At 68.5% G+C, this 23581-nt stretch carries 19 protein-coding genes and 1 other RNA gene; 4 read left to right on the top strand and 16 right to left on the bottom strand.

All coding sequences use genetic code 11. From position 1 onward, the window contains the following. Positions 1 to 28: 28 nt before the first annotated feature. A complete protein-coding gene (locus tag DEIGR_RS10930; protein ID WP_236704725.1) occupies positions 29 to 1318 on the top strand; it encodes a S41 family peptidase in 1290 nt (429 codons plus the stop codon). A gap of 63 nt (positions 1319 to 1381) precedes the next feature. Here the strand turns inward: DEIGR_RS10930 and DEIGR_RS10935 are convergent, their stop codons facing one another. Together DEIGR_RS10935 and DEIGR_RS10940 are read right to left on the bottom strand one after the other, a co-directional pair. Next, positions 1382 to 1639 carry an NAD(P)H-dependent oxidoreductase subunit E gene (locus DEIGR_RS10935; RefSeq protein ID WP_058977208.1) on the bottom strand — a complete coding sequence of 86 codons (258 nt, stop codon included), beginning with the start codon at positions 1637 to 1639 and terminating at the stop codon, positions 1382 to 1384. Positions 1640 to 1688: 49 nt separating this feature from the next. Continuing rightward, positions 1689 to 3659, bottom strand: coding sequence for a vWA domain-containing protein (locus DEIGR_RS10940; protein ID WP_083524019.1), 1971 nt, complete (start codon positions 3657 to 3659; stop codon positions 1689 to 1691). A gap of 280 nt (positions 3660 to 3939) precedes the next feature. Between DEIGR_RS10940 and DEIGR_RS10945 the strand changes: the two genes are divergently transcribed. Next, entirely contained in the window at positions 3940 to 5946 is a 2007-nt protein-coding gene (locus tag DEIGR_RS10945; RefSeq protein ID WP_058977210.1) for a DNA gyrase subunit B, read from the top strand. On the opposite strand, the gene DEIGR_RS20365 is transcribed toward DEIGR_RS10945, so the two are convergent. From DEIGR_RS20365 to DEIGR_RS10960, 4 genes are all read right to left on the bottom strand, one after another. After that, a complete protein-coding gene (locus DEIGR_RS20365) occupies positions 5943 to 7853 on the bottom strand; it encodes a S8 family serine peptidase (protein WP_153013710.1) in 1911 nt (636 codons plus the stop codon). The genes DEIGR_RS10945 and DEIGR_RS20365 overlap by 4 nt on opposite strands. Positions 7854 to 7905: 52 nt before the next feature. Next, complete coding sequence (locus tag DEIGR_RS10950; protein ID WP_058977212.1) at positions 7906 to 10281, bottom strand: tetratricopeptide repeat protein; 2376 nt, start codon at positions 10279 to 10281, stop codon at positions 7906 to 7908. A 95-nt stretch (positions 10282 to 10376) separates the two neighbouring features. Next, the gene (locus DEIGR_RS10955) at positions 10377 to 12029 is read right to left on the bottom strand and encodes a S8/S53 family peptidase (protein ID WP_058977214.1); all 1653 of its coding nucleotides are present in this window, start codon (positions 12027 to 12029) and stop codon (positions 10377 to 10379) included. A 51-nt stretch (positions 12030 to 12080) separates the two neighbouring features. Next, on the bottom strand, positions 12081 to 14453 hold the full coding sequence (locus DEIGR_RS10960; RefSeq protein WP_058977216.1) for a tetratricopeptide repeat protein: 2373 nt from the start codon (positions 14451 to 14453) through the stop codon (positions 12081 to 12083). Positions 14454 to 14512: 59 nt separating this feature from the next. Here DEIGR_RS10960 and DEIGR_RS10965 point away from each other — a divergent pair, with 59 nt between their 5' ends. Beyond that, positions 14513 to 15151 (top strand): cyclase family protein, encoded by a 639-nt coding sequence (locus DEIGR_RS10965; protein WP_058977218.1) that lies wholly within the window; start codon positions 14513 to 14515, stop codon positions 15149 to 15151. Positions 15152 to 15170: 19 nt separating this feature from the next. On the opposite strand, the gene DEIGR_RS10970 is transcribed toward DEIGR_RS10965, so the two are convergent. From DEIGR_RS10970 to mraZ, 8 genes are all read right to left on the bottom strand, one after another. After that, positions 15171 to 15644, bottom strand: coding sequence for an acyl-CoA thioesterase (locus tag DEIGR_RS10970; RefSeq protein ID WP_058977220.1), 474 nt, complete (start codon positions 15642 to 15644; stop codon positions 15171 to 15173). Then, positions 15641 to 15979: a 4a-hydroxytetrahydrobiopterin dehydratase gene (locus tag DEIGR_RS10975; RefSeq protein ID WP_083524020.1), complete on the bottom strand. Its 339-nt coding sequence runs from the start codon at positions 15977 to 15979 to the stop codon at positions 15641 to 15643. Before DEIGR_RS10975 ends, DEIGR_RS10970 begins: the two co-directional genes overlap by 4 nt. A gap of 70 nt (positions 15980 to 16049) precedes the next feature. Then, a complete protein-coding gene (locus tag DEIGR_RS10980) occupies positions 16050 to 17222 on the bottom strand; it encodes an ABC transporter permease (RefSeq protein ID WP_058977225.1) in 1173 nt (390 codons plus the stop codon). A gap of 91 nt (positions 17223 to 17313) precedes the next feature. Beyond that, positions 17314 to 17898 (bottom strand): 3D domain-containing protein, encoded by a 585-nt coding sequence (locus DEIGR_RS10985; RefSeq protein ID WP_058977226.1) that lies wholly within the window; start codon positions 17896 to 17898, stop codon positions 17314 to 17316. A 452-nt stretch (positions 17899 to 18350) separates the two neighbouring features. Beyond that, positions 18351 to 19688 (bottom strand): peptidoglycan D,D-transpeptidase FtsI family protein, encoded by a 1338-nt coding sequence (locus DEIGR_RS10990; protein WP_058977228.1) that lies wholly within the window; start codon positions 19686 to 19688, stop codon positions 18351 to 18353. Beyond that, complete coding sequence (locus DEIGR_RS10995; RefSeq protein WP_236704726.1) at positions 19679 to 20089, bottom strand: hypothetical protein; 411 nt, start codon at positions 20087 to 20089, stop codon at positions 19679 to 19681. The genes DEIGR_RS10990 and DEIGR_RS10995 overlap by 10 nt, the downstream gene beginning before the upstream one ends. Continuing rightward, positions 20086 to 20931: a 16S rRNA (cytosine(1402)-N(4))-methyltransferase RsmH gene (gene rsmH / locus DEIGR_RS11000; protein WP_058977230.1), complete on the bottom strand. Its 846-nt coding sequence runs from the start codon at positions 20929 to 20931 to the stop codon at positions 20086 to 20088. The genes DEIGR_RS10995 and rsmH overlap by 4 nt, the downstream gene beginning before the upstream one ends. Positions 20932 to 21038: 107 nt before the next feature. Beyond that, a complete protein-coding gene (gene mraZ / locus DEIGR_RS11005; RefSeq protein WP_058977231.1) occupies positions 21039 to 21467 on the bottom strand; it encodes a division/cell wall cluster transcriptional repressor MraZ in 429 nt (142 codons plus the stop codon). Positions 21468 to 21711: 244 nt separating this feature from the next. Between mraZ and DEIGR_RS11010 the strand changes: the two genes are divergently transcribed. Further along, positions 21712 to 22068, top strand: a complete 357-nt coding sequence (locus tag DEIGR_RS11010; protein WP_058977233.1) for a DUF423 domain-containing protein — start codon at positions 21712 to 21714, stop codon at positions 22066 to 22068. Between the two features lie 98 nt (positions 22069 to 22166). Here the strand turns inward: DEIGR_RS11010 and rnpB are convergent. Beyond that, positions 22167 to 22602, bottom strand: an RNA gene (rnpB, locus tag DEIGR_RS15530) — RNase P RNA component class A. A 95-nt stretch (positions 22603 to 22697) separates the two neighbouring features. Then, positions 22698 to 23462 (bottom strand): pseudouridine synthase, encoded by a 765-nt coding sequence (locus tag DEIGR_RS11015; RefSeq protein ID WP_058977235.1) that lies wholly within the window; start codon positions 23460 to 23462, stop codon positions 22698 to 22700. Positions 23463 to 23581 lie beyond the last annotated feature (119 nt).

Below are 23581 nucleotides of genomic sequence, written 5' to 3' on the forward strand. Positions count from 1 at the left end.
TGGCCCGTCCTTTGCCGTAGCTTCAGGCGTGCCTCACAATTTCCGCGTTCGCCTGCTGGGCCTGGGCGTGGCCCTGCTCCTCTCACCGGCCGCGCTGGGCAGTCCCGCCACCGACCTGTTCGACGCGGCGACCCGGCAGGTGCAGCGCAACTACTACGGCTGGGCGACCGGCGACCTGACGGACCTGACACGGCAGTATGCGGACACCCTCGCGCAGCGCTGTGCGCCCGAGGGGGACGCCTGCTCGTTCGATACGGGCCGCGCGGTGCTGGGCGACCTGTTCAGGGCGTTCGGGGACGCGCACACGAACGTCCGCGACGCCGAGGGCGCCGAGCGCCTGCGCGAGCAGCAGCTGAACCTCGCGGTGCCGCGCACGGGCGCGCGGGTCGTGCGGGTCGAGGGCGGCCTGCTCGTCGCCGGGGTCACGCCCGGCAGCCCAGCCGAGGAGGCGGGACTGCGCGAGTTCGACCTGATCACCACCGTGCAGGGCGAGGCCGCCGGGAAACGCGGCGGGGAGGACGCCCCGGTCGGCCCGAAGGAGTTCGTGCGGCTGGAACGCGCCGCGCAGCCCATCCAGGTGACGGTCCGCCGCGCGGGCCGCCCGGACCTGGCCCTCACGCTGGGCAGCGCGGCGTTGCAGGCCCGCGACGAACCCACGCTGTCCTGGGTGGGCCCGGAGAACCGCACGGCGCTGATCCGCTACCCGACGTTCCTCCCGGCCGACGCGGCGGCGCTGTTCGTCAAGCGGGTGCAGGAGGCCCGCGCGGGCGGCGCGCAGGCGCTGATCGTGGACCTGCGCTTCAACGGGGGCGGGAGCCTCGCGCAGTGCGTGGCGGCGGCCAGCGTGTTCACGCCCGTCGAGTACCGCGCGCAGTCGCGCGGGGGGAGCGGCAGCGTGTACCGGGGCGCCGACGGGCAGCTGGTGCCCATGACCGCCCCGCGCCGCCCGCCGGGGCCGCCGCCCGCGCCGCTGTGGGCCGGGCCGACGGCGCTGCTGGTCGGGCCGAACACGGCGTCCTGCGCGGAGGTCTTCACGTTCTACGCGCAGCGTGCCGGGGCACTCGCGGTGGGCGAGGCGACCAAGGGCGTGCAGAACAGCGGCGTGAACTTCCTGCCCCTCCCGGACGGCGGGGTGGTGTCGGTCACGATCCTGCGGGCCTTCGGGCCGGACGGGGCGCCCCTGCCCGAACGGATCACGCCGGACGTCACGGCCCCCACCGACCTGGACCTGCTGACGACCGCGGGCCGCGACAGCACCCTGGAGGCGGCGCTGCTGAACCTGCGGGGCGCGCAGGGCCTGCGGCCACCCGAGCGGTAACACGCAGTGAGCGGGGGCCGCGCCGGAACTGTCCGGGCACGGCCTCCGCTGTGCGTCGGCGGGTCAGCGGCTCCAGCGTTTCATCAGGGTCACGAGGCGCTCGGGGGTGACGTTGCGGTATTCGACCTCGCCCACCCGGACCAGCGGGGCGTCCTCGGGCGCCACGGCTGGCCCGCAGTGCGAGAGACTCAGTTCCACGTTCCCGTCGGCGGTGACCATGCCGGGGCTGATCCGCAGGGCGTTCCAGACGGCGTCCAGCAGGTCTTCTCGTTGGTCGATGCTCAGGTGTTCGGTGCAGATTTCCAGGCGGGTGACGGGCACAGCGGGGGGCCTCCTTGCGGCGGGTCACTCTAGAGCATTTGCGGGGCGCTCACGCGCCGGACCCGGGCGGCAGGAAGTCCAGCAGCGCGTGCGCCGGGAGCGGCTGGCTGTCCCGCAGCGGCTGGCTGTCCCCGGCGGCGCGCAGCTGCACCCCGGCGGGCGTGCCCAGCAGCAGCAGGGTGTGGCCGCTCAGGGTGACGCGCAGGCCGTCCAGTGCCGGAGCCCGCAGCGCCCCGCCCAGATCCGTGACGGGCGCGGTGATGCGCAGGACGTGCGCGCCGTACGGGCCGCGCACCTGCACGCTGGGGCCAGTGACATGCAGCGCGAGGGGCAGGCCCAGTCCGGCCAGTTCTCCCAGTTCCAGGCGGGGGGCGCGGACCTGCCGGGCCACAGCCACGCCGATCAGGGTGCCGGGCCGCACGATGTCCCCGGCCTGGAGGAGCCGCGCGCCCTGGCTGACGTCCAGGTCCGGCGGGAGGCGCAGGAGTTTCAGGCCGTCGCGGTGCTGCTCGGCACGCAGGCCGCTCAGGTGCGGCACGCGGCTCAGCTGCCCCAGGTCGAAGGGCCCGCCCAGCGGCGTGGGCACGCCCGCGACCTCCCCGTCGGCGGTGACGAGGTGCAGGGTGCGGTCCTCGCGGTACTCGATGCCCTCCACGCCGGGCAGGAACGGGCGGGCTGGCGCGGCGCGCGGGGCGGGGGCCGGGGTGGCGCGCCGCCGCAGGGCGGCCCAGGCCCCGAGGGCCAGCAGGGGCAGCAGCGCCAGCCACGCCCAGCGTCCCGCCGGGGACGGTGTCGGGGCCGGTGTACCGGGCGTGGGGGTGATCGCCGGGGTACTCAGCGTGCGGCCGCCCGCCTGCCCGCGCAGGGTGGGCAGCGGGGTGGCCCCCACCTCCGGCAGCAGGAGGGTCGGCGTGACGGTCAACTCCGGCTGTGGGCGCGTGGCGCGCAGGGTGACCGTGAAGTCCCGCGATCCGGCGGGGGCGTCCACGCGGCCCGTCACCCCGGCAGGCAGCGCGCCCAGCGTGATGCGGGCAGTGTTCAGGCCGGGCGCGGCGCGCAGGCGCAGCACGACGTCTTCCCCGCCGCGCAGGGCGAGGTCCGCGCCGGGATTCAGCCACGTCAGCGGCTGGCCGGTCAGGCGCAGCAGCACCTGCCTTTCCCTCGGCGCGATCCACCCGGCCGCCGCGACGGGCGGCGCGCACAGCAGCGCGGGCGTGCCGGGCCGCAGTCCGGCCGGGACGGTCAGGCGCACCTCGGTCCCCTGCACGGTAGGCGCCGCCAGCGAGAGGCCGGGGGTGCCGCTCGCCAGCGTCACGGCGGTGCCGTCTGGGAACGGGGCGGGCAGCGCATCGCCGGTCATACGGCGCAGGCCGCCCTCCAGGCCCGCACTGCCCAGGTCCGGCACGACGTTCACGGGCACCGTCAGGCCGCTGGCGTAGGTGCTGGCACTCAGCGCGGCGCGCGCCTCGGCGGGAATGTCCGTGCCCAGAGCCACGTACGTCAGGCGGTCCAGCGGCCCGCGACCGGTCCAGGCGTTCAGGGCATCCGTGGCGGTGACGGTCTTTCCCTGCTCGCGCGTGTCGTTGTCGATCCCGTCGGTCAGGACGAACACCTGCGTGACCTCGCCGTCACGGGCGGTCAGCGGACGCAGCGCGTCACGGACGCTGCGGTACAGGAACGTGTTGCTGCCGTCCGCCTTCAGGGCCCCCAGCGCGGCGTTCCACGCGCCACTCCCGGCCGGGGCGTCGAAGGTGCGCCGGGACCGCAGGCCCGAATCGAAGGTGATCAGGTCCACCCGGTCGGGCTGCGCGGCGCGCACGAAGGCGTTCAGCTGCCCCTTGACCCGCGCGAAGATGTCGGCCCGGCCGTCCCCGATCCCGCGCATGCTGCCGCTGGTATCCAGCACGAAGACCACGCGGGTGCGGGTGGGCAGCTCGCCGGACGGAAGCGAGCACGGGGCGTCCTGCGCGGCCGCAGCGGACCCCAGCAGCAGGAGGGACAGAGTGACGGCGCGGGACATCGGGTTCCTATTGTGACGCCTGACGACCGGTCAGGAGGCGGGACGCCAGGGGGCGCGGCGGGACGTGGGCTGTTTTGTGCGTATCGAACGCTGTTTTTACCGATTTATGCCCACGGAGATACACAGTCGATTATTATGGTATTTGCGTAAAATATTTGACCGTTTTCAACCCTGGTAGTATACTGGACAGACACCGAAGGTGCGCCCAGCGCGCCTCACCACCTCTCCCCCACCCACACGCGCCGCCCGGCCCACCCGCCGGGCGCGCCCCAGGAGTGACATGACCCAGACCGACGACACCGTGCAGGACATCACCACCACCGCCGGCCCCAGCGCCGAATACACCGCCGCCGACATCAGCGTCCTGGAGGGCATGGACGCCGTGCGCAAGCGCCCCGGCATGTACGTGCAGGGCGGCACCGGCATCGACGGCTACCACCAGCTCCTGACCGAGATCATCGACAACGGCATCGACGAGGGTCTCGCCAACTTCGCCACCGAGATCCACGTCATCCTGCACGCCGACGGCGCCGCCACCGTCACCGACAACGGCCGCGGCATTCCCATCGACATCATGCAGAGCAAGGGCCGCCCCGCCATCGAGGTCATCTTCAGCGAACTCCACGCCGGGGGCAAATTCGGCCAGGGGGCCTACAAGGTCTCCGGCGGCCTGCACGGTGTCGGCAGCACCGTCGTGAACGCCCTGAGCCTCTACCTGGACGTCACCGTCAACAAGCACGGTCACCTGCACAACGTCCGCTTCGAGAAGGGCATCCTCGTCAAACCCCTGCGCGACGAGGGCCCCACCCCGGACAGCGTCACCTGGGCGACCAGCGTCAGCTTCCACCCGGACCCCAGCATCTTCAAGGAGTTCGACAACCAGTTCAACTACGACCGCATCCGCAACCGCCTGCGTGAACTGGCGTACCTGACGGGCCTGAAGATCGTCATCCGCGACGAACGCGTGGACCTGCACGCCGGGCAGATCAGGGAAGAAACCTTCCACGAGAAGGGCGGCATCGCCAACTTCGCCCGCGCCCTGGTCACCGACGACACCAAACTCCTGTACGACCAGCCCATCGTCATGACCGGCCAGCACAGCGGCGTGAACGTCAAGGTCGCGTTCATCCACGCGAACACCTACGCCAGCGACAATATCCTGACGTACGCGAACATGATCCGCACCCGTGACGGCGGCACCCCCCTGACCGGCTTCAAGACGGCGTACACCCGCATCCTGAACAAGTACGCCAAGGACAAGAACCTCATCAAGAACGGCAACCCCACCCCCAGCGGCGACGACCTCCTCGAAGGGATCTACTGCGTCGTCAGCGTCGAGGTGGAAGACCCGCAGTTCGAAAGCCAGGCGAAGGTCAAACTGCTGAACAGCGAGGCGCAGACCGCCGTGAACGCCGTCGTCGGCGAGAAATTCGCCGAGTTCCTCGAGGAGAACCCCAAGGTCGGCAAGACCATCGTCGAGAAAGCCGCCGAGGCCGCCCGCGCCCGCGAAGCCGCCCGCAAGGCCCGCGACATCGTCCGCCGCAGCAACCCCCTGGAAAACGACGACCTGCCCGGCAAACTCGCCGACTGCAGCAGCCAGGACCCCAGCGAAAGCGAACTGTTCATCGTCGAAGGGATCTCCGCAGGCGGCAGCGCCAAAGGCGGACGCGAACGCCGCTTCCAGGCGATCCTCCCCCTGCGCGGCAAGATCCTCAACGTCGAAAAAGCCGAACTGAACAAGATCCTCAAAAACGCCGAGATCCGCGCCCTCATCGGCGCCATCGGCGCGGGCGTCGAAGGCACCGGCGACCGCATGCACTTCGACCTCAGCAACCTCCGCTACCACAAGATCATCATCATGACCGACGCCGACATGGACGGCGGGCACATCGCCACCCTGCTGCTGACCTTCTTCTACCGCTACATGCGCCCCGTCGTCGAAGCCGGATACCTGTACATCGCCCAGCCCCCCCTGTACCGCATCATGATCGGCCGCGAAAAGAAAGGCACGTACCTCTACACCAACGAGGACCTCAAGGAACACGTCGCCCGCGCCAACAAAGAAGGCAAGAAGTACGACATCCAACGCTTCAAAGGCCTCGGCGAGATGAACGCCGACCAGCTGTGGGACACCACCATGAACCCCGAAACCCGCGCCCTCAAACGCGTCGGCATCGAAGACCTCATCGTCGCCAACGAAGTCTTCGAAAACCTCATGGGCAGTGACGTCGCCCCGCGCAAGACCTTCATTCAGGAAAACGCGAGGTTCGCCGAAATTAGCGTCTAATGAATATTAGCTGCCTGGATTAGTTTGTACATTAAAGGCTGTGCCTGATATTTCCTTTCCGAAGTAGCGTTTTCCACTTTGGGAATAAAATCAGGCACAGCTGCTTTATTTTGCGTCGTCCACCATGTTGCGAACATTGCGGACACAGCAGGAGCGGCAAACGAAGTGCCAGCAAACTCACTTGACAATACGTCCCTAAATTTAAAGAAAAAGGTTCCGGGAGCATAAAGTTTTGGATAGGTTGGAGCAATTGTTCTATATCCATCGCTCAATTTTTCACGAATATCTCTATTATAAATCGCAGGGCTATTTTTGCTTATATCCCATGCACCGACACTGTACAAACGCCCCTTCCAATCAGTGTGATTCATCACACTGGGCGGACTCACGGTTAGGCTACTCGGTTCTCCTGTCCAGTCGGCGGGATATGCATTACAGTAATCCACTCCCAGCGATCCAGGCTGAGATCCATTTATTCTGCATCGATAATTATTACCATGTGCCGTTACGATTAGTCCGCCATTGTCTGTCACTTGCCGCATAGCCTCAGCCAACATTTCAGATGGGTATGGAGTATTCAAGCTCAGGTTGACGATCACTTTTCCAGAAGGTGCAGCATTCGCAGCGTCGCAGAGTGCACTGACGATGTCCTCGATGCGACATATGCCATTGGCGCAGGCATGGCGCTGCACAACGACTGCTCCCGGCGCCATGGTCTTGATAATTCGTGTGATGGCATCTCCATGCAAATTGAGACCATCACTCTTATCTCCAGTTTTTGCCACCGAACTATCCGAATCAATGACAAATACTGTGACACCTTTTCCACCATCCGGATAAACGATGCGTCCGTTATCGAAAAGCCCACTATGATTAAGCTGGCGCACGTTCGCCTGGAGGATTGAATATTGCATCTGCGTCGCAATCTGAGTCTGCTGCTGGGGTGGGGTCGTCTGAGATGGGATACCATACCCGGTGGGGTCAATCCAGAAATCTTTATCTTGCGACAAAAGACTCAGGGAAATTGCTTTGAAAATAGCAGCGTCTTTACCCGTAAAACTGATTCTAAAGAGTTTTTGCTGACAAATATTACCATCCGATCTCTGAGACGGTTCGACATATTGCTTGAAGTATGCAATGGATACACCCGACTTACCTTGCGTTCCTCCAATTGGATCCAGAAAAACTTTTGACGTATAGCCATTAAAATTGAGCTGCTGCCCCTGGCTGCCAGTTGCGGCTACTTCAATTGATTTTTGAAAATCTCTTAATTGATCGCTATTCTTAATTTTTAAAGCCTCCAGTTGTAGCTGACGCACTTGCTCAATTTTTTGCTGAGGCGTTGCATTATTTTTTAAGAAACCTTCTATATATTCACCAGGAATATATATCTTCCCCCGCACATCATTTTTAAGCAGCTCAATATTTAACGGCGTTGATTTTATCTGACCTTTAATCAATTCTTTTATTGGATCCGGGATATATTTACTATTAGTATTCACCAAATTCTTACTCAATTGAAAAATTTTATCTTGTATTTTAAAAGTATCTGCGCTCTTTCTGGACACAACGACAATAGAGTTCTGATCTTGTTCCGAATTACGAAGAGCTGTCACCCAGGACAGTACGCGAGTAGGCTCTTTACCTTCTGACCGCAACTGGATGGGCTGTGGCCCGGGCAGAACCCCCACCGGCATCTTGAAATCCCACTGTTTACCATCGCTATTTGGAACTTTAGTCGCATCCAATTTGTGAGCACCAATGAACAGCTTCGGATCATCAACCTGTATTCCGTCGGTGAGTGTCAATCTCAACGAAGTTCCTGGGGGCGCAGTGGTAGGCTGCACTTGCGCTGCGTACGCCAGACCAAGGAAGCCCAGCAGTCCTGTCATCAGGTATCTGTTCATGTTTCCCTCCAGAACCAGGGTGCAGCGGGGCGCGTGACCGCACCGTGACCGCCTAACTGACGCGAATGGCTTTCACGTTTTCAGCGAGGTTCCGCCGAATTAATTCCACAGTCGCAGATTGTCCACTCTCATTGAGGAGCATCAGAGCGTCTTCAAGTCCGACAAGGTCAACTTCCAGTTCGGACAGGTTACTCAAGGCCAGTCCGAGGAGACGGATATCGCCGGTGCGGAAGGTCAGATCTATACTTTTCCGATACCAGCGTTTCGCCAGATGAGTATTCCCGTCAAGGTGGTATCGCAGTCCCAGGTTGTTGGCGGCTATAGCAACACCGTTGAGATTGCCAGATTCGCCCATGTGCTCGGCAGCCCGTTGGAGCAGATCAACCACCTGTGTGTGTTGTCCCGCGTGTTCCAGTTCGACTGCATAGTTGATGAGGACAAACCCTTCTGCTGCGGGGTGACCCTGAGCACGGACCAGGATGGGGGCAAAAGCGTCGTCCGGCTCAGACTGTTTCATTCGACAGTCCGCTGAGGCAGCAAGGGACAAGGACTGAACTTCCTCAAACAGGTTTCCTCGCAGATACCAGAGGTGCGCGCTGCGGCGGAAGTTCTGCCGTGCCTGTTCATACTCTTCACGGTGCCGGTGCAACAGGCCCAGAACGAAGGTGGCGTGGGCGTTGACTTCGGAGTTTCCCTGGCGCAGAGGCCGGGCAAGTTGATAGGCCTGCTCGTTCTCTCCAGTCCTGAATAGGACAGAAGCACGGGCCACCTGTTCTTCCGCGCTGTCAGGAACCTTTTTTAAGCAATCCAGTGCGCTCTGGTACTCACCACTGTAAATCAGCGCCCATCCCCGCAATAGTTTCACTTCGTCGGTCTGCGGCGCGACTTCCAGGGTCTTTGCTGCTTTGGCGGGGTAGCCGCGTTTCATTTCCTGGTCGGCGTGCCAGTGGGCGGCGGCGGCGCAGGGGGTGTGGTCGTGGTCTTCCCAGAGGTCGCGGGCGGCGAGCCAGTGGGGCCAGGCGGTGTCGTGGGGGTGGTGGCGGGCGAGGTGCAGGTGCGTGAGGGTGGTGTCGAGGGGGTGGGTGTCGAGGAGGTGTCGGGCGGGGGTGCTGGCGCGGATGCTGCCGTCTGGAGTGGTGAGGCCTTCGCGGGTGAGGGTGTCGAGGGTGCCCGCGAGGGTGGCGGCGCTGAGGTTCAGGGCGGCGCGGGTGGCGCTGAGGTTGGGGGTGTCCTGCGCGGCGAGGGCGAGGAACAGTCGGCGGTGGTCGTCCCCGAGGTGTCTGAGGTGCGCGTCGAGGGTGCGGTCGGGTGGGGTGCCGTTCAGGTACGCGCCGAGGAGGGTGGGGTGGCCGCCGGTGGCGGCGTGCGCGCCGGGGTGGTTCTGGAGGTCGTGTTCGGTGAGGGAGTGCAGGGGGAGGTGGTGTGGGGTGGGGATGGTGGGGGGGTGGCGGGCGGTGATGGCGATGGTCGCGCCGGGGGTCTGGCGGGCGGCGAGGGTCAGGGCGGCGCGCGTGGTGTCGTCGCAGTCTTCCCAGTCGTCGATGGCGAGTTTCAGGCGGGTGTCGCGCAGGAGGTTCAGGGCGTCGGCGGTGCTGCTCAGGGGGTGGGGGCTGAGGGGTTCGAGGGTGGCGAGGGGCAGGCCGCCGCGGGCGCTGAGGAGGCGCCAGCCGTGGCGGGTGAGGGCGCGCAGGAGGGTGGTTTTGCCGATGCCGGGGGGGCCGCTGATCCAGGCGACGCTGCCGGTGGGCAGGCCGGTCAGGGTGCTCAGTTCGGCGTGTCGTCCGATGAGGGTGTGGTCGGGGGTGGGTGGTGTGGGGGTGGGGAGGCGCAGGCCGAGGTCGTCGGCGTCGCGGCGCAGGTGCAGCGTGAGGGGGTGGTCGGTGCTGCCGAGCAGGTGCCACAGTCGGGTGAGGTCCTCGGGAGGGCAGGGGGGTGCGCCGGGGGTGCGGTAGGCGCGTTCGGCGTGCGCGTGGGCGGGGGTGGGTTCGGCGCGGGCGTGGTGGTGTTCGGCGAGGGTGAGGTGCGCGGCGCGGGCCTCGCTGGCCAGGGTGTCGCGGGTGTCGAGCAGCCATTCTTCGAGGTCGGGGGTGAGGTCCAGGCGCAGGCCTTCGAGGAATTCCCCGGTGTACGTGGTGGTCGCTTCGGTCCAGCGGGCGGCGCGGTGGTGGGCGCGGAAGTCGGCGGCGTCGCACGGCAGGTGCGCCTCGACCCGCTGGTCGGTTTCGGTGATGGCGCCCAGGGGCCGCAGGCGGATGAGGTTCTGCGCCAGGGAGTTCATGGGGTTCGCGGCGTCCGGCCAGAACAGGTCGGCCAGTCGGCGGCGCGGCTGCGGGCCTTCCAGAAGCAGGTAGGCGAGGAGCAGCAGGGGTTTCTCGCGGCGGTAGGTGGCGCCGTCCACCCGCAGGCCACCCAACGTGAGAAGTTTCATAGACCATTGTAGCGACACACCCGGCGGGGGGGTCAAGTGAAAATGACAGACCCCCACCCGGTCGGGGCAGGGGCGCGCGGGTCTGGTGGATTGGCTCAGGGGCAGGCGTTCACGACGCTGGCCGCGATGGGCGCCTGCCCGGGCGTGGTGATCAGCGGCAGCAGGGGGACGCCGGGCTGGCAGCTCATCCAGTTGGCAAGAATGCCGCTCACGACCGGCGCGGCGAAACTGGTCCCGAAGTACGGGTACCCTCCCAGCCAGAATTCACCGGGGGCCTGCACGCTGGGCGCCTCGGTCAGCACGCCGGGGTTGCCCACGCCGCGGTTGTACGTCGCCATGTCCCGTGTGGCGATGTCCCACCCGGCGACGCTGAACAGCATGGTGGGCCGCAGGCTGCGCGACGCCAGATTCACGGCCGGGCCGAACTCGAAGGACCGGGTCCAGTCGGCGGGGTAATGGTTGCAGCGGTCCCCGGCGACCAGACTGGCGCAGTCGTCGCGGTTGCCGTAACTGGCGGCGACGGGCACGCCCAGGGCGGTCACCTCGCGCAGCGCGAGTTCCAGGCCGCGCGTGGGGTTCGGGCCGCCCACGCTGAGGTTCACGACGTGCCGCCCGCCGCGCCGGGCGTCGGCGGCGACGGCGCACAGGGCCTGCACGGTCTTCAGGGTGGAGCAACTGCCGTCCTTCTCGCAGACCTGCCGGTAGTTCAGCTGCGCGCCGGGCGCGACCGCCTGCGCGATCTCCCCGACGGCGCGCCCGTGGTAGGGGCGGTTGCCGTACAGCTGGTTGTAGTAGTTGATGTCGCCGTCCATCACGAAGGAGTCGCCGGTGGCGGTGGCCGTGTCGAGAATGTGGATGGTCGTCCCCTTGCCCGACGCGGGCCTGACCTGCAGGACCTTCTGCAGGACCGTGATGGGTTTCTCGTCCCGGTACGGTGCGTCGCTCTGGGTGGGGTGCCCGGACCAGGTCGGATCGGTCTGCAGGTCACCGGCGAAGATCAGCTCCAGCAGCGTGAGCACCTGTCCCAGCGGCAGTCCGGCGGTCGGGACGGTGCCCGCCAGTGCCGAGCAGATGGAGTCGGCGGGCGCGGCGGGCGGACGGGCAACCGGGTTCAGCAGCTGGGTCAGGTTCGTGGCTTTCAGCGTGTTCAGGTTGATCAGGGGGGCACGGACTGCGGGGGTCACGGCGGCCCGCGCCGCCAGTCCCGGCGTGACGCCCTGACCTTTCACGGGGGCGGTCAGGGGCGTCAGTGCGGGGGACGGCTGGGCACTCAGGCGTCTGAGCACCGACTGCACCTCGGCCGGGCAGCTTTTGGCGCAGGTCTCGGTCAGGGCCTGGAGGCGGCGGGTGTATTCGGCCTGCACGGTCTTCGCGGCGTCAGGCCGGACGTACACCAGGGCGTCGGTGCCGGGGGGCACGGTCAGGACGTTCAGCCGCAGGGTCTGTGGGGCGCCGCGCAGCGTGAGGGTCTGTGGTCCCCCGGCGGCCGCCTGGGGCACCTGGAAGGCCAGCCAGCCGCTGGGGCGGTCGAGGCGGTACTCGGTCGTCTGACCGCCGACGTTCAGTTTTCCCTCGGCGGGGACGCCACTGAGCCCGAAGATCCAGGCGGTCTCGCCGGGTGCGGCGGCAGCCGGGTACACCCCGGCGGTGCGGGCGACGGTGGCGGGCGCGCTGAGCTGGGCGTGGGCGGCGCCCAGCAGCAGTGGGAGCAGGGCAGGCAGACGGGTGCGGAATGCAGTTCGGATCATGGGTGTCCCTCCGGGGCGCAGCATGTCAGGTGGGTCGTGACCGGGCCATGATCAGGGCGCGCTGACCATCTGTGCGTTGTGACGGATCCGCTGCACCAGTTCGACCTGCCCGGCCTGTTCCAGAAGGGTGAGGGCGTCCTCGAACCCGGACAGATCACCGTCGATTTCACTGAGGTTACTGAGGGTCACGCCGAGCAGTCGGATGTGCCCTGACCCGGACAGCAGCGCCAGCGCCCGGCGGTAGTGCTCGATGGCCTCTCGCAGTTGACCGGCCAGGTGGCACCGGACGCCCAGGTTGCCGTGGACCGTGGCGAGCCCCTGGCGGTCGCCGGCCAGCGTCAGGTGTTCGACCGCGCGGTGAAGTTCGGCCTCGGCCTGGGCGGTGCTGCCACGGTCGCCCAGCGCGGCGGCGTAGTTGACGAGGATCATGCCGTGCACGCTGGGAAGGTCCTGGGACCGGCGCAGGACCTCCGCGAAGGCCACCTGCGGCTCCGATCCCAGGCCGACCTGGGCGCGGGCGACCATGCCCAGTTCGGTCAGGTGCGCCTCGTCGTCGCCGTGGAGGTTCCAGAGGTCGGCGGCGATCTGGGCGTGGCGGCGGGCGGCGTCCCACCCTTCACGCATGCGGGCGGCGTGGGCGCGGACGCTGGCGGCGTGGGCGGCGTCGGGGCCGCTGCCGCTGATCTGCTCGGCCAGGGTGACGGCCTCGTCGGTGCGGCCCAGGCGGATCAGGGTGACGGCGCGGGCGGCCAGCGCGTCGCTGACCTGCTGGTCGTGGGGACTCAGGGTGTTCAGGCGGTTCAGGGCGTCCTGGTAGCGGCCCACGCCGATCAGTGCCCAGGCGTGTGGGACGGCCAGGGTGGGCAGGTGACTCAGGGTGTCGAGGAGCGCGGCGGCCTGTCCGGGGTAGCCGCGTTTGAGGTGGGTGTGGGCGTGGTGGCGGGCAGCGTGGGCGGCGCGGGTCTCGTCGGGGTCCTCCCAGAGGTCGCGGCTGCGGTCGTAGTGGGGCCAGGCGGTGTCCTCGGGCAGCGCGCGGGCGAGGCGCAGGTGCAGCAGCGCGGCGTGCACGTGGATCTGGTTCAGGTGCTCGCGGGTGGTGGCGGCGGCGTACACGCGGCCGGTTTCGCTGGTGAGGCCCTCGGTGGTCAGGTAGGACAGGGTGCGGGCGAAGGTGGCGGCGTCCTGGTTCAGCGCGGCGCGGGTGGCGCGCAGGTTCGGCTGGTCCTGCAGGGCGAGGAGCAGGAACGCGTCGCGCACGGGGTCGGGGTAGGCGCGGACGCGGGCGCCGAGGCGCAGGTCGAGCGGCTGGCCGCGCAGGGCGTGCCCGACGAGGACGGGGTGCCCGTCGGTGCGGGCGTGCACCTCCGGGTGGGCGCGCAGGTCGTCCGGGCTCAGCGGGCCGAGGTTCAGGTGCAGGTCCACGTCGAAGGGCGGGTGGTGGCGGGACGTGATGACGATGACGGCGCCGGGGCGGGCGGCGGCGGCGTGGGTCAGGGCGGCCTGCGTGGCGGGGTCGGCGGCGTCCCAGCTGTCGATGGCGACGCGCAGGTGCGGGTCGCGCAGCGCGGCGTGCGCGGCCTGCGGATGGGTGGGGGGCGCGGCGGTCAGGGGGGTCAGGGTGGCGTAGGGCGGTTCGGCGCGGCCCGCGAGGACCGTCCAGCCGCCGCTGCGCGCCAGGGCCTCCAGCAGGGCGGTCTTCCCCATCCCGGCGTGTCCGCTGATCCAGGCGGTCTGGCCGGGGGTCAGGGTGTTCAGGGCGGCCAGTTCGGTTTCGCGTCCGGCGAAGGGGGCGCTGACGGGGGCGGGCGCGGCGCTCAGGTTCAGGCCGAGGCTGCGGGCGTCGCGTTCGACCTGCGCGGCCAGCGGGTGCCCGGCGAGGCTCAGGAGGTGGTGCAGTCTGGGCAGGTCGAGTTCGTCGGGAGGCGGGGCGCCGTCCAGGGTCAGGGCGCGGGCGGCGAGTTCCCCGGCGCGGGGGGCCTGGCCGTGCGCGGCGGCCTGCGCGCCGAGGGTTGTCAGGGCGGCGCGGGCGTCCTGCGCGACGGCGTCGCGGGTGTCGAACACCCATTCTTCCAGGTCGGCGCCCAGGGGGATGGTCAGGGCGTCCATGAACGGCCCGGCGTACAGCGCGGCGGCGTCCTCGTGGCGGCCCCGCCGGACAAGGTCACGCAGCGTGGCGGCGTCGCAGGGCATGGCGGCCGCGACCCGCTGGCCGTCCTCCGCCAGGGCGCCGGGCAGGCCGCGCAGGTGCACGAGGTGCTGCGCCAGGGAATTCATGGGGTTGGTCGCGTCGGGCCAGAACAGTTCGGCCAGGCGCCTGCGGGGCTGCGGGCCTTCCAGGCACAGGTACGCGAGGAGCAGCAGCACCTTCTCGCGCCGGAAGGTGACGCCCTCCACGGACAGGGCGCCGAGTGTCCGCAGGGTCATGCATGCATTGTCGGGGATGAGGGGCGCATGAAACAAGCGGCGGGCAGGTACCCTGGAGCATGCTGACCTTCCCGCACGACATCTCCCGCCTCCTCACGCCCGGTCACCCGAACTGGCCGGGGGACGCGCCGTTCCGGGTGAATCCCGGGGCGCGGATCGCGGCGGGCGACAGCGTGAATACCGGCGAGCTGTGCACGAGCACGCACACCGGGACGCACGTGGACGCCCCATGGCATTACGACGACGCCGGGGTGAAGTTGCAGGACGTGCCGCTGGAGGTGTACGTGGGCCGCTGCCGGGTGCTGGGCGTGACGGCGCGGGACGGTGCGATTCAGGCGGACGCGCTGGACGGGCTGCCGGAGACCCTCGCGCCGCGGCTGCTGCTGCGGACCGGGCAGCCCGCGCACTGGGCGACCTTCCCGACCGATTTCCCGGCCCTCTCCCCGGCCTTCGTGCGGGAGGCGGCGCGGCGCGGCGTGCGGCTGATCGGCACGGACTGCCCCAGCGTGGACGCCCTGACGAGCAAGGACCTGCCGGGGCACGCCGCGTGCCGGGACGCGGGGGTGTTCATCCTGGAGAGCCTGAAGCTGGAGGGCGTCCCGGACGGCGAGTTCGACCTGGTGTGCCTGCCCCTGCCGCTGGCCGAGGTGGACGGCGCCCCGGCCCGCGCGATCCTGCTGCGGGCCGGGACACTGTAGGTGCAGGAGGTTGGGAGGGTCAGCCGTCGAAGCCGAAGGCAGCGCTGACCGGCGCCGGGGCGCGCTTGGGCCGCCCGGACTGCGGGTCCACCCACACCCATTCGGTCTGGCACTCGGCGAGGCGCACGCCGCCCTCGGGGTCGCCGGGGTTCACGCGGTCCAGGGCGTAGGCGCGGACGCTGCGGACCCCGGCATGCAGGGTCAGCGCGGTGCGGACCCGCACCTGATCGCCCAGCAGCGCAGGGCGGTGGTAGGTGATGATGTGCTGCCGCGCGACGGGCACGGCGCCCAGCGCGCTCAGTGCGTCGGTGCCCATGCCCAGGCGCAGGGCGTGCTCGCGGGCGACCTGCTCGCACCACGCGAGGTACACGGTGTTGTTCACGTGGTCCAGGTCGTCCAGGTCGCCGGGCTGCACGGTGAGGGTCCGCTCGTGGCGGCGCGTATCGGGCAGGTCCGCCCACAGGACGTCCGCGTCGGGAATGCGGAGCTTCAAGCCTGCTCGTTTCCAGATGCCGCATCTGCGGCGAGCAGGGCGTCCAGGGCGCGCGCGGCGTCCAGGTCGAGCTGCGTGACGCCGCCCGCGTCGTGGGTGTAGTAGTTCACGCGGACGTAGTGGTAGTGGATGTGGATGTCCGGGTGGTGGCCGCGTTCCTCGGCCTGCTGCGCGACGCGCACGGCGAAGTTCACGCCCTCCATGAAGTTCTGGAAGGGATAGTCGCGGTACAGTTTGCCGGAGTCGCCCCACCAGCCGTCGGGTTTGGCCTGGAGGACGTCGCCGTCGGTGAGTTTGCGCGCTGAGTCGTAGCCGATGCGGGGGTCGTACGCCATACCCGGCATGGTAGGCCGCGCGGGGCGGGTGGGGGTGTGGTCGGGGACGCGGTTCAGCGGACGGGGCGGGTCAGCGGATGATGCGGCCGGGTTCCACGCTCGCGGCGCGCCGGGCGGGGATCAGCGCGGCCAGCAGGGTGGTGGTCAGGCCGATGGCGTTCACGGCGAGGATGTCGGTGACCTTCACCTCGACCGGCAGGGTGGTGATGAAGTACAGGTCGCCGGGCAGCGTGAACGGGCGCACGGTGAAGTACGCGCTGATGCCCAGCCCCAGGACGTTGCCCAGCAGCAGGCCGCCGAAACCCAGGATCAGGCCCTCGATCAGGAACACGCGGGTGATCAGGGTGCGAGTGGCGCCGATGGCGCGCAGGATGGCGATCTCCTGGGTCTTCTCGAACACGGCGAGCGTCAGGACGTTCGCGATGCCGAACGCGGCGACGACCACGATCAGCAGCACCACGAACGCGATGACCCGCTTCTGCAGGGCCAGCTGGTCGAGCAGCGTGCCGTACAGGCTCTGCCAGGGCAGCGCGGCGTACGCGCGGGTGCGGGTCAGGTCCTCCCCGACGCGGGGGGCGAGGTCCGGGTTGTGCAGGCGCAGCTGGTACCCGGTGATGGTCGTGGTGCCCTGCAGCTGTTGCAGCGTCCTGAGGTTGGTGAAGGCGTACGCGGAGTCGATCAGGTAGTTGCCGGTCTGGAACACGCCCCGGACCTTCAGGGTGGTGCGGCGCTGGCTGCTGTTCAGCAGGCGGACCTCCTCGCCGCTGAACGCGCCGACGCTGCGCGCCAGGGCGGCGCCCAGCATGACCTCGCCGTCTTTCAGGGTGCCCAGCATCAGGCGCTCCTCGGGGGGCAGGTCCAGTACCCGCGCGGCGTCACGGCTCACACCGAACAGGGTGGTGAAGTCCACACCGGCGGCGCGGCCACTGCTGGCAGGGCGGGTCAGGAGGCCCTTGTCGGCCAGGAACGGCGTGAAGGCCTGCACGCGCCCGTCGGCGCGGATGGCCTGCTCCAGGTCCGGGCTGGGACCGCTGGGCGTGTAGGCGGTGACGCTCAGGTGTGGGCTGGCCCGCAGGGTGGCGCTGATCAGGGCGCGGGTGAATCCGTTGGTGAGGCTCAGCGCGGCGATCAGCGCCATGACGCCCACCGCGATGCCCAGGATGGTCAGGACGTTCTGGGTGCGGCGGCGGCGCAGGTGCGCTCGGGCCAGCGTCCAGGCGAGCGTCCGGTCGGGGGCAGTCATGACAGCGGAGCATAGCACCCCCGTCCGACTGGGCACGCCACAAAAAAACCGCCGCTCCCGGGGTGGGGGCGGCGGCCTGTGTGTGCTGGCTTCAGCGGACGGCGGTGATGCGGATCTGCCGGGCGCCCCAGTTCAGGGCTTCGCTGCGGGTGGGCATCCAGACGTCCACCGAGTTGGTCTTGCGGGCGGCCATGGTGTCTTCCACGATGAACACGCGGTTCTTGAGCATGCTGCTATAGCGGCCGCTCAGGTCCTCGATCATGACGCGGGTGCCGTACGGGAAGATGCGCAGGAGGTCGCGGGACAGCGCGATCACGCCGGGGCGGGTGCGGGTGCCGGTCGCGGTGATGAACGGCGTGGCGTCCGTCTGGCCGGGGGTGCTGTTGTAGGCGGTGCTGCGCGCGATGACGCTCTTGCCGCGGATGGGCGTGACGGCGACCACGTCGCTGGCCTGCGTCGCAGCGACGCCCGCGGCGCGGTTCTGCGCGGCCTGATTCTGGGCGGCCTGCTGGGCGCTGTTCTGGCTGGGTGCGGTCTGGGCGAGGGCGTCGCGGACGGCGTCGGTGGCGACCGTGCTGGCCGGGAGGGCCGGGGCAGCGGTCTGCGCGGCGGCGCCGGTGAAGCCGACGAGGGCCACGATCAGGGCTTGCAGTCGGCGGATGGGGGCTTGAAACATGAACGCTCCTGTCAGGCACGTCGGTGCTCGTGCCTGGCTCTGGTGAGGTGGGGGTTGTGCTGCGGTCCCTGTTGGTGGGGACATTCGGAGGCAGGGAATGAAGGATTCACCTGACCTGGGGATGAGCGTACGGGGTCAATATGGGAGGTTTTTAAGATATTCACTTTTGTGAACTCATTATAAATACCAATTTATTCTATACTTGGTTCAAAATAATCGAGATTCTGGCTGTATATCTGTTTTTGTAAAATGAGATATGTTCTAATCCTCTCATTTAGTTTCTCATCGTATACGTCTGTTCCAGACAGAAAAGGGGGGTGGATTGGACCGGACCTCTCCCCGACAGCCGTGCAATTGCAACCCACGTCACCTACCGGACCTGAGCCCGCATGAGTCCACCAACAAGAAGAGCTGACCCGCAGGCCAGCTCCACATCACTTCTCATTATCTTCTCATGGCTCGTTCTGGGCGTGTGGCGCGGCCCCCCACGACGACAGCACCTGCGCCGAGATCTCCCGGAAGATCGGCGCGGCCAGCTGCGACCCGTGATGCCGCTGCTTCGCCCCGTGCACCATCACCGTGATCGTCACGCGCGGCGCCTCCGCCGGCAGGAACCCCGCGAACACACTGTCGTACACCGTGCTGGAGTACCGTCCGTCCACGACCACCTGCGCCGTGCCGGTCTTCCCCGCCAGGTCGTAACCCTTGATTCCGGCCTGCCCGAAGATGCCCTCGTTGATCACGTTCAGCAGCAGCTGCCGGGTGGTGCGCGCCACCTCCGGCCGCAGCACCTCGCGGCGCTCCAGGCCACCCGCGTTCTCGATCAGGCGCGGCGACACGTACTGCCCGTCGTTCGCCAGCACGTTGAACGCCGCCACCAGTTGCAGGTTCGTGCTGCTCATGCCCTGCCCGAACGCGTTCGTCGCGCGGACCAGGTCACCCCACTCGGGCAGAGGCCGCAGCTGACCACTCGTGGCGGGAATCACCGGAATCTGCACGTCCCGGCCAAAGCCGTACTGCGAGAGGTAGCTACGCATCCGTTCCGGCTTGAACGGCTCGACGATGTGACTCATGCCGACGTTGCTGCTGTAGCGCAGGATGCCCTGCGTGGTCAGCGTGGACGGGTGAGCGACCGCGTCCCCGATGCGGCTGCCCCAGCGCCCCCCCACGAAGCGGCTCATGGGCGTGCTGTACAGCGTGTTCGGGGTGGTCAGGCCCTCGTTCAGCGCGGCGGCCACCACGAGTGCTTTCACGGTCGAACCCGGCTCGAACACGTCAATAAAGGGCCGGTTACGCCGCTGCTCGTCGGAGTACCGGCGCCAGTCGTTCGGGTTGAACGGCGGGTACGTCGCGGCGGCCAGCACGCGCCCCGTGCGGGTCTCGAGGACCATCACCGACCCGTACTCCGCCTGATGGTCCGGCACCGCGCGGGCCAGGGCCGCCTCGGCCGCCGCCTGCACCTGCGAATCCAGCGTCAGCTTCAGGTTCTGCCCGGACGTCAGCGCGCCGTTGTACGCGGCCTCCAGACCCTCGAGGCCCTCGGTGGCGCCCATCATGCCGACCAGCTGCCCGGCCAGCGTGCCCTGCGGGTACACCCGCTTGCCGTTCACGCTGGTGGCCAGCACGCGTCCGTCGGCGGACAGGATCGACCCGCGGGCCTGCACGACGCGCTGCTTGACGCTCTGCGGCGCGCCCCACTCCAGCTGCGCGTACGCCCAGACCAGCGTCAGGAACATCGCCAGGGCGATCAGGCGCATCAGGGCCGAGCGGGTGCGGATCTTCACTTCCACTGGGTGGTCACCTCCACGGTGCGGGCGGGAACGGCGGCGGGCGCCGCGACGGGAATCGCGGGGATGTCGGCGGTGTCCTTGGGCGCGTCGGCGTACAGTCGCATGCCGTTGCCGCGCGCCCACTCGATGATCCGCTGCGGCGTCTCGAGCGCCTCGAGTTGCAGGATCAGGTTGTCCCGCTGCGTGACGAGCGCCTGCTCGCGCCCCTGCGCCTCACGCAGCGCGGGCCGCACGCCACTGGTCGAGGCCCGCACGCTGACGAGCGCCACGACCAGCGCCACGTAGATCAGCAGGTACCGCACCGCCCGGGCACGCCAGGTGGGCAGCGTCAGGTCCAGGTCCGGCCAGGTGAACCCGGAGGCGACGCCGTTCCACCGCGGCAGGGTCACGCGGCGTTTCATGCGCCGACCCGCTGCGCGCCGCGCAGTTTGGCGCTGCGGGCGCGGGGGTTGGTGGCCTGTTCCTCCTCGGTGGCGATCACGGGCCGTTTCGTGAGGGGTTCCAGGGTCTCGCTGCCCAGCAGGAAGCGCTTGACGATGCGGTCCTCCAGCGAGTGGAAGCTGATGACCGCCAGCCGCCCGCCCGGGGCGAGCAGCGTCTCGGCGGCGGCCAGGCCGTCGCGCAGCGCGCCGAGTTCGTCGTTCACGTGGATGCGCAGCGCCTGGAAGGTGCGCCGCGCCGGGTGGATGCCCTTCGAGAAGCCGGGGTACGCCCGCTTGACGATGTCGGCGAGCTGCACGGTCGTCTCGATGGGCGCCTGCTCGCGCGCCGCGACGATGGCCCGCGCGATGCGGCGCGACAGGCGGTCCTCGCCGTACTCGTAGATGATGGACGCCAGTTCCTCGGCGTCGTACTCGTTGACCACGTCGGCGGCGCTCTCGCCGGACTGGCTCATGCGCATGTCCAGCGGCGCCTCGGTGTGGTACGAGAAGCCGCGCGCGGTGTCGTCCAGCTGGAAGGAACTCACGCCGATGTCGAGCAGGATGCCGTCCACCTGCGTCACGCCCACCCCGGCCAGCAGCGTAGCCATGTCGCGGTAGTTGCCTTCCAGCACCGTCAGGCCGTGCGGGTTGGCGGCGCGGGCGCGGTCCAGGGCATAGGGATCCTGGTCGATGCCGTACACGCGGGCACCCGCCGCGAGCAGCAGACCCGTGTGCCCGGCGCCGCCCAGCGTGCCGTCCACGAACACCCGGCCGGGCGCCGGCTGGAGCATCTCCAGCACCTCGGCGGCCAGGACCGGCACGTGTGAGAGGGTCTCCCCGTCAGGGTCGGGGGTGAGATCGGCTTGAAGCGCTTCCCCGGTGAGGGTCGCGTGGGGGTCAGTGGGAAAGTCAGGGTCAGTCATTGGAATCACGCCACGAAGTTCGTGAGAAGGTCAGGTTTGGGGGGGTTGTCCTGCACAGCCGTGATCGCCGCTTCCCAGCGGGCCGGGTTCCACAGTTCAAGGCGACCGGGCGCTCCGGCCACGATCACCTCGCTGTCCAGGCCCGCGAAGGCCCGCAGCGTCTGCGGGACGGACACGCGGCTCTGGTTGTCCAGCCGCGCCTTGTTCGCGCCGGAATAGAAGAACCGCACGAACGCGCGCGACTCGGCGTCCGTGAGCGGCAGGCCCTCGAGCTGCTCCTCCACGCGCTTCCAGCTGGACAGCGGAAACACGTACAGGCAGCCCTCCATGCCGCGCGTCAGGATCATGCCGTCCTCCACGAAGTCACGGAACGCGGGTGGCATGACCACGCGGCCCTTGTCGTCGATGGTGTACGGGTACTCTCCAAACGGCAAACGACTCTCCTCTTCCCCACCCGCTCCCACCACCACAGGCGGCCGGACGGGCGGTCACGGTCAACCGTGAACACGAGCTGAACGCATTTCGGTTGATGCGGCGAGTGTAACAGCCACCACCACGATTTACCACCGATTCCCACCGTCTCCCCCACTTCCCCCCGCAGGTGGCACCGGATTCCCACCGGAGCTCCCCGGGCGGGGCAGGACACCCACCCCGCCCCCCACCCGCTACCCTGCCCCCATGACCCCCACCCGCACCCTGAGAAGCGGCGCGATCCTGGCCGCGCTAGCCGTCGCGCTGGGCGCCTTCGCCGCGCACGGCCTGAAACCCCGCCTGGACGCCGCAATGCTCGCCAACTTCGAGACCGGCGCCCGCTACCAGATGTACGCCGCGCTGGCCCTGCTCGCGCTGGGCACCCAGACGGGCCAGCGCCGCGCGCCCGGCTTCCTGCTCGCCGGGGCCGTGATCTTCAGCGGCAGCCTGTACGTGCTGGCCCTGACCGGCGTGAAGGTGCTCGGCGCGGTCACACCCATCGGCGGTGCGCTGATGATCGCCGGGTTCGTCCTGGCGGCGCTGGACGTGAAGAAGGGGGTGTAGGTTGTCGGTTGTGGGCTGTAGGAAAAGCTGTTCCCACGACCGACAACCCACAACCCGAAACAGGCCGCCTCCGAGGAATCGGGGCGGCCTGTTTCGCGTGGTGCGGGGGAACTGTAAGCCGGGTTCTGTCCGCCACTCGCGTGACTGTTCGGCCATCTCTCTGGGACGCGTGTCGCCACGCGCCTCAAGCGACCATCCTGGCGGTCAACGGGCGGGCCGCCCTCGCGCACTGTCGGGTCTTGCACCGGATGGGGTTTACCAGCGCTCCCGGTCTCCCGGGGGCCTGGTGCGCTCTTACCGCACCGTTTCACCCTGACCACCTGCCCGCCCGCGCCGGGGCTCCGCGTACTGAAACGTCAGCAGGTGGCGGTCTGGTTTCTGTGGCACTGTCCTTCGGCTTCGCCGCCACCCACGCGCAGGCGCGCGCGGTGGGCGCTTGACTCGCCGACCAGCCGTTAGCTGGCATCCTGCCCTGCGGTGCCCGGACTTTCCTCACCTGAACTCACGCCCAGGCGCGGCCGAACATTCCCCCGCAAGGACAGAGCATAGCAGGCCGGGTTGTGGGCTGTGGGCTGTGGGTGGTCGGAAGGGCCTTTCCCACAACCCACAGCCCACGCCCCACGACCCCCTTACCCCCAGCGTTTCTGGATGCGTTCCCACTGGCGGTCCCAGATGGCCGCCGGGACCTTCTCCGGGTGCAGGAGGTCCTGCAGGTCCCGCTCGTCGAGCTGCTGGTACTCGCCGACCTCCATGTTGCCCAGCCACAGGCCGCCCACGCGGTAGCGCAACAGGCGCGTCACCGGGTGGCCGATGTCCTCGAGCATGCGGCGCACCTGCCGGTTGCGGCCCTCGCCGAGCGTCACGAACGCCCCGCCCCGCGCCGGGCTGGCCTGGAGCGCCCGGGCCGGTCCGTCCTCCAACTTCAGGCTGCCGTCCGTCAGGGCGTCCAGGTCCTCCTGGGTGGGCTCCTCGGGGCCGTCCGTCCAGGCGCGGTAGGCCTTCTCGTGCCCGAAGCGGGGGTGGGTCATGGTCAGCGTCAGGTCACCGTCGGTCGTCAGGAGCAACAGCCCTTCCGAGTCGCGGTCCAGGCGACCGACCGGGTGCAGGCCCGGGATGCGCGGCATGGCGTCCAGGACGTTGCGGCGGCCATACTCGTCGCGGGCGGTCGTGACGTACCCGCGCGGTTTGTACAGCATGTACGTGACCTTGGGAACGCTCTCGGTCTCGATCAGCTGGCCGTCCAGGCGGATGTCGTCCGCGTCGGTGACGGTGCGGCCCAGCACGGCGACCTCGCCGTTCACAGTGATCCGCCCGGCCGTGATCATCTCCTCGGCGGCGCGGCGTGACGCGACCCCCGCGCGGGCGAGGCGTTTCTGGAGGCGTTCGGGGGTCATATGGACTCCGATGGAATGGTGTGCGCACACCATTCCGTCCGAGCGGACGCGAGTGGGAGCAGCGCGGATTCCGGGCGTGGAGTGGGCAACCCGGTGAAGTTCCGGGTTGTGAACGAAAC

It is taken from the genome of Deinococcus grandis (assembly GCF_001485435.1).
GTDB classification, from domain to species: Bacteria; Deinococcota; Deinococci; order Deinococcales; family Deinococcaceae; genus Deinococcus; species Deinococcus grandis.

Bases quoted from the DNA above. Each gene is read 5' to 3' on its own strand.
- DEIGR_RS10995 (WP_236704726.1), bottom strand. From the start codon at position 20,089: ATGAAACGCCGCGTGACCCTGCCGCGGTGGAACGGCGTCGCCTCCGGG.
- DEIGR_RS11015 (WP_058977235.1), bottom strand. From the start codon at position 23,462: ATGACCCCCGAACGCCTCCAGAAACGCCTCGCCCGCGCGGGGGTCGCG.
- DEIGR_RS10945 (WP_058977210.1), top strand. From the start codon at position 3,940: ATGACCCAGACCGACGACACCGTGCAGGACATCACCACCACCGCCGGC.
- DEIGR_RS10985 (WP_058977226.1), bottom strand. From the start codon at position 17,898: ATGTTTCAAGCCCCCATCCGCCGACTGCAAGCCCTGATCGTGGCCCTC.
- DEIGR_RS10955 (WP_058977214.1), bottom strand. From the start codon at position 12,029: ATGATCCGAACTGCATTCCGCACCCGTCTGCCTGCCCTGCTCCCACTG.
- DEIGR_RS10940 (WP_083524019.1), bottom strand. From the start codon at position 3,659: ATGTCCCGCGCCGTCACTCTGTCCCTCCTGCTGCTGGGGTCCGCTGCG.
- DEIGR_RS10950 (WP_058977212.1), bottom strand. From the start codon at position 10,281: ATGAAACTTCTCACGTTGGGTGGCCTGCGGGTGGACGGCGCCACCTAC.
- DEIGR_RS11010 (WP_058977233.1), top strand. From the start codon at position 21,712: ATGACCCCCACCCGCACCCTGAGAAGCGGCGCGATCCTGGCCGCGCTA.
- DEIGR_RS10975 (WP_083524020.1), bottom strand. From the start codon at position 15,979: ATGGCGTACGACCCCCGCATCGGCTACGACTCAGCGCGCAAACTCACC.
- DEIGR_RS10980 (WP_058977225.1), bottom strand. From the start codon at position 17,222: ATGACTGCCCCCGACCGGACGCTCGCCTGGACGCTGGCCCGAGCGCAC.
- DEIGR_RS10965 (WP_058977218.1), top strand. From the start codon at position 14,513: ATGCTGACCTTCCCGCACGACATCTCCCGCCTCCTCACGCCCGGTCAC.
- DEIGR_RS10960 (WP_058977216.1), bottom strand. From the start codon at position 14,453: ATGACCCTGCGGACACTCGGCGCCCTGTCCGTGGAGGGCGTCACCTTC.
- DEIGR_RS20365 (WP_153013710.1), bottom strand. From the start codon at position 7,853: ATGAACAGATACCTGATGACAGGACTGCTGGGCTTCCTTGGTCTGGCG.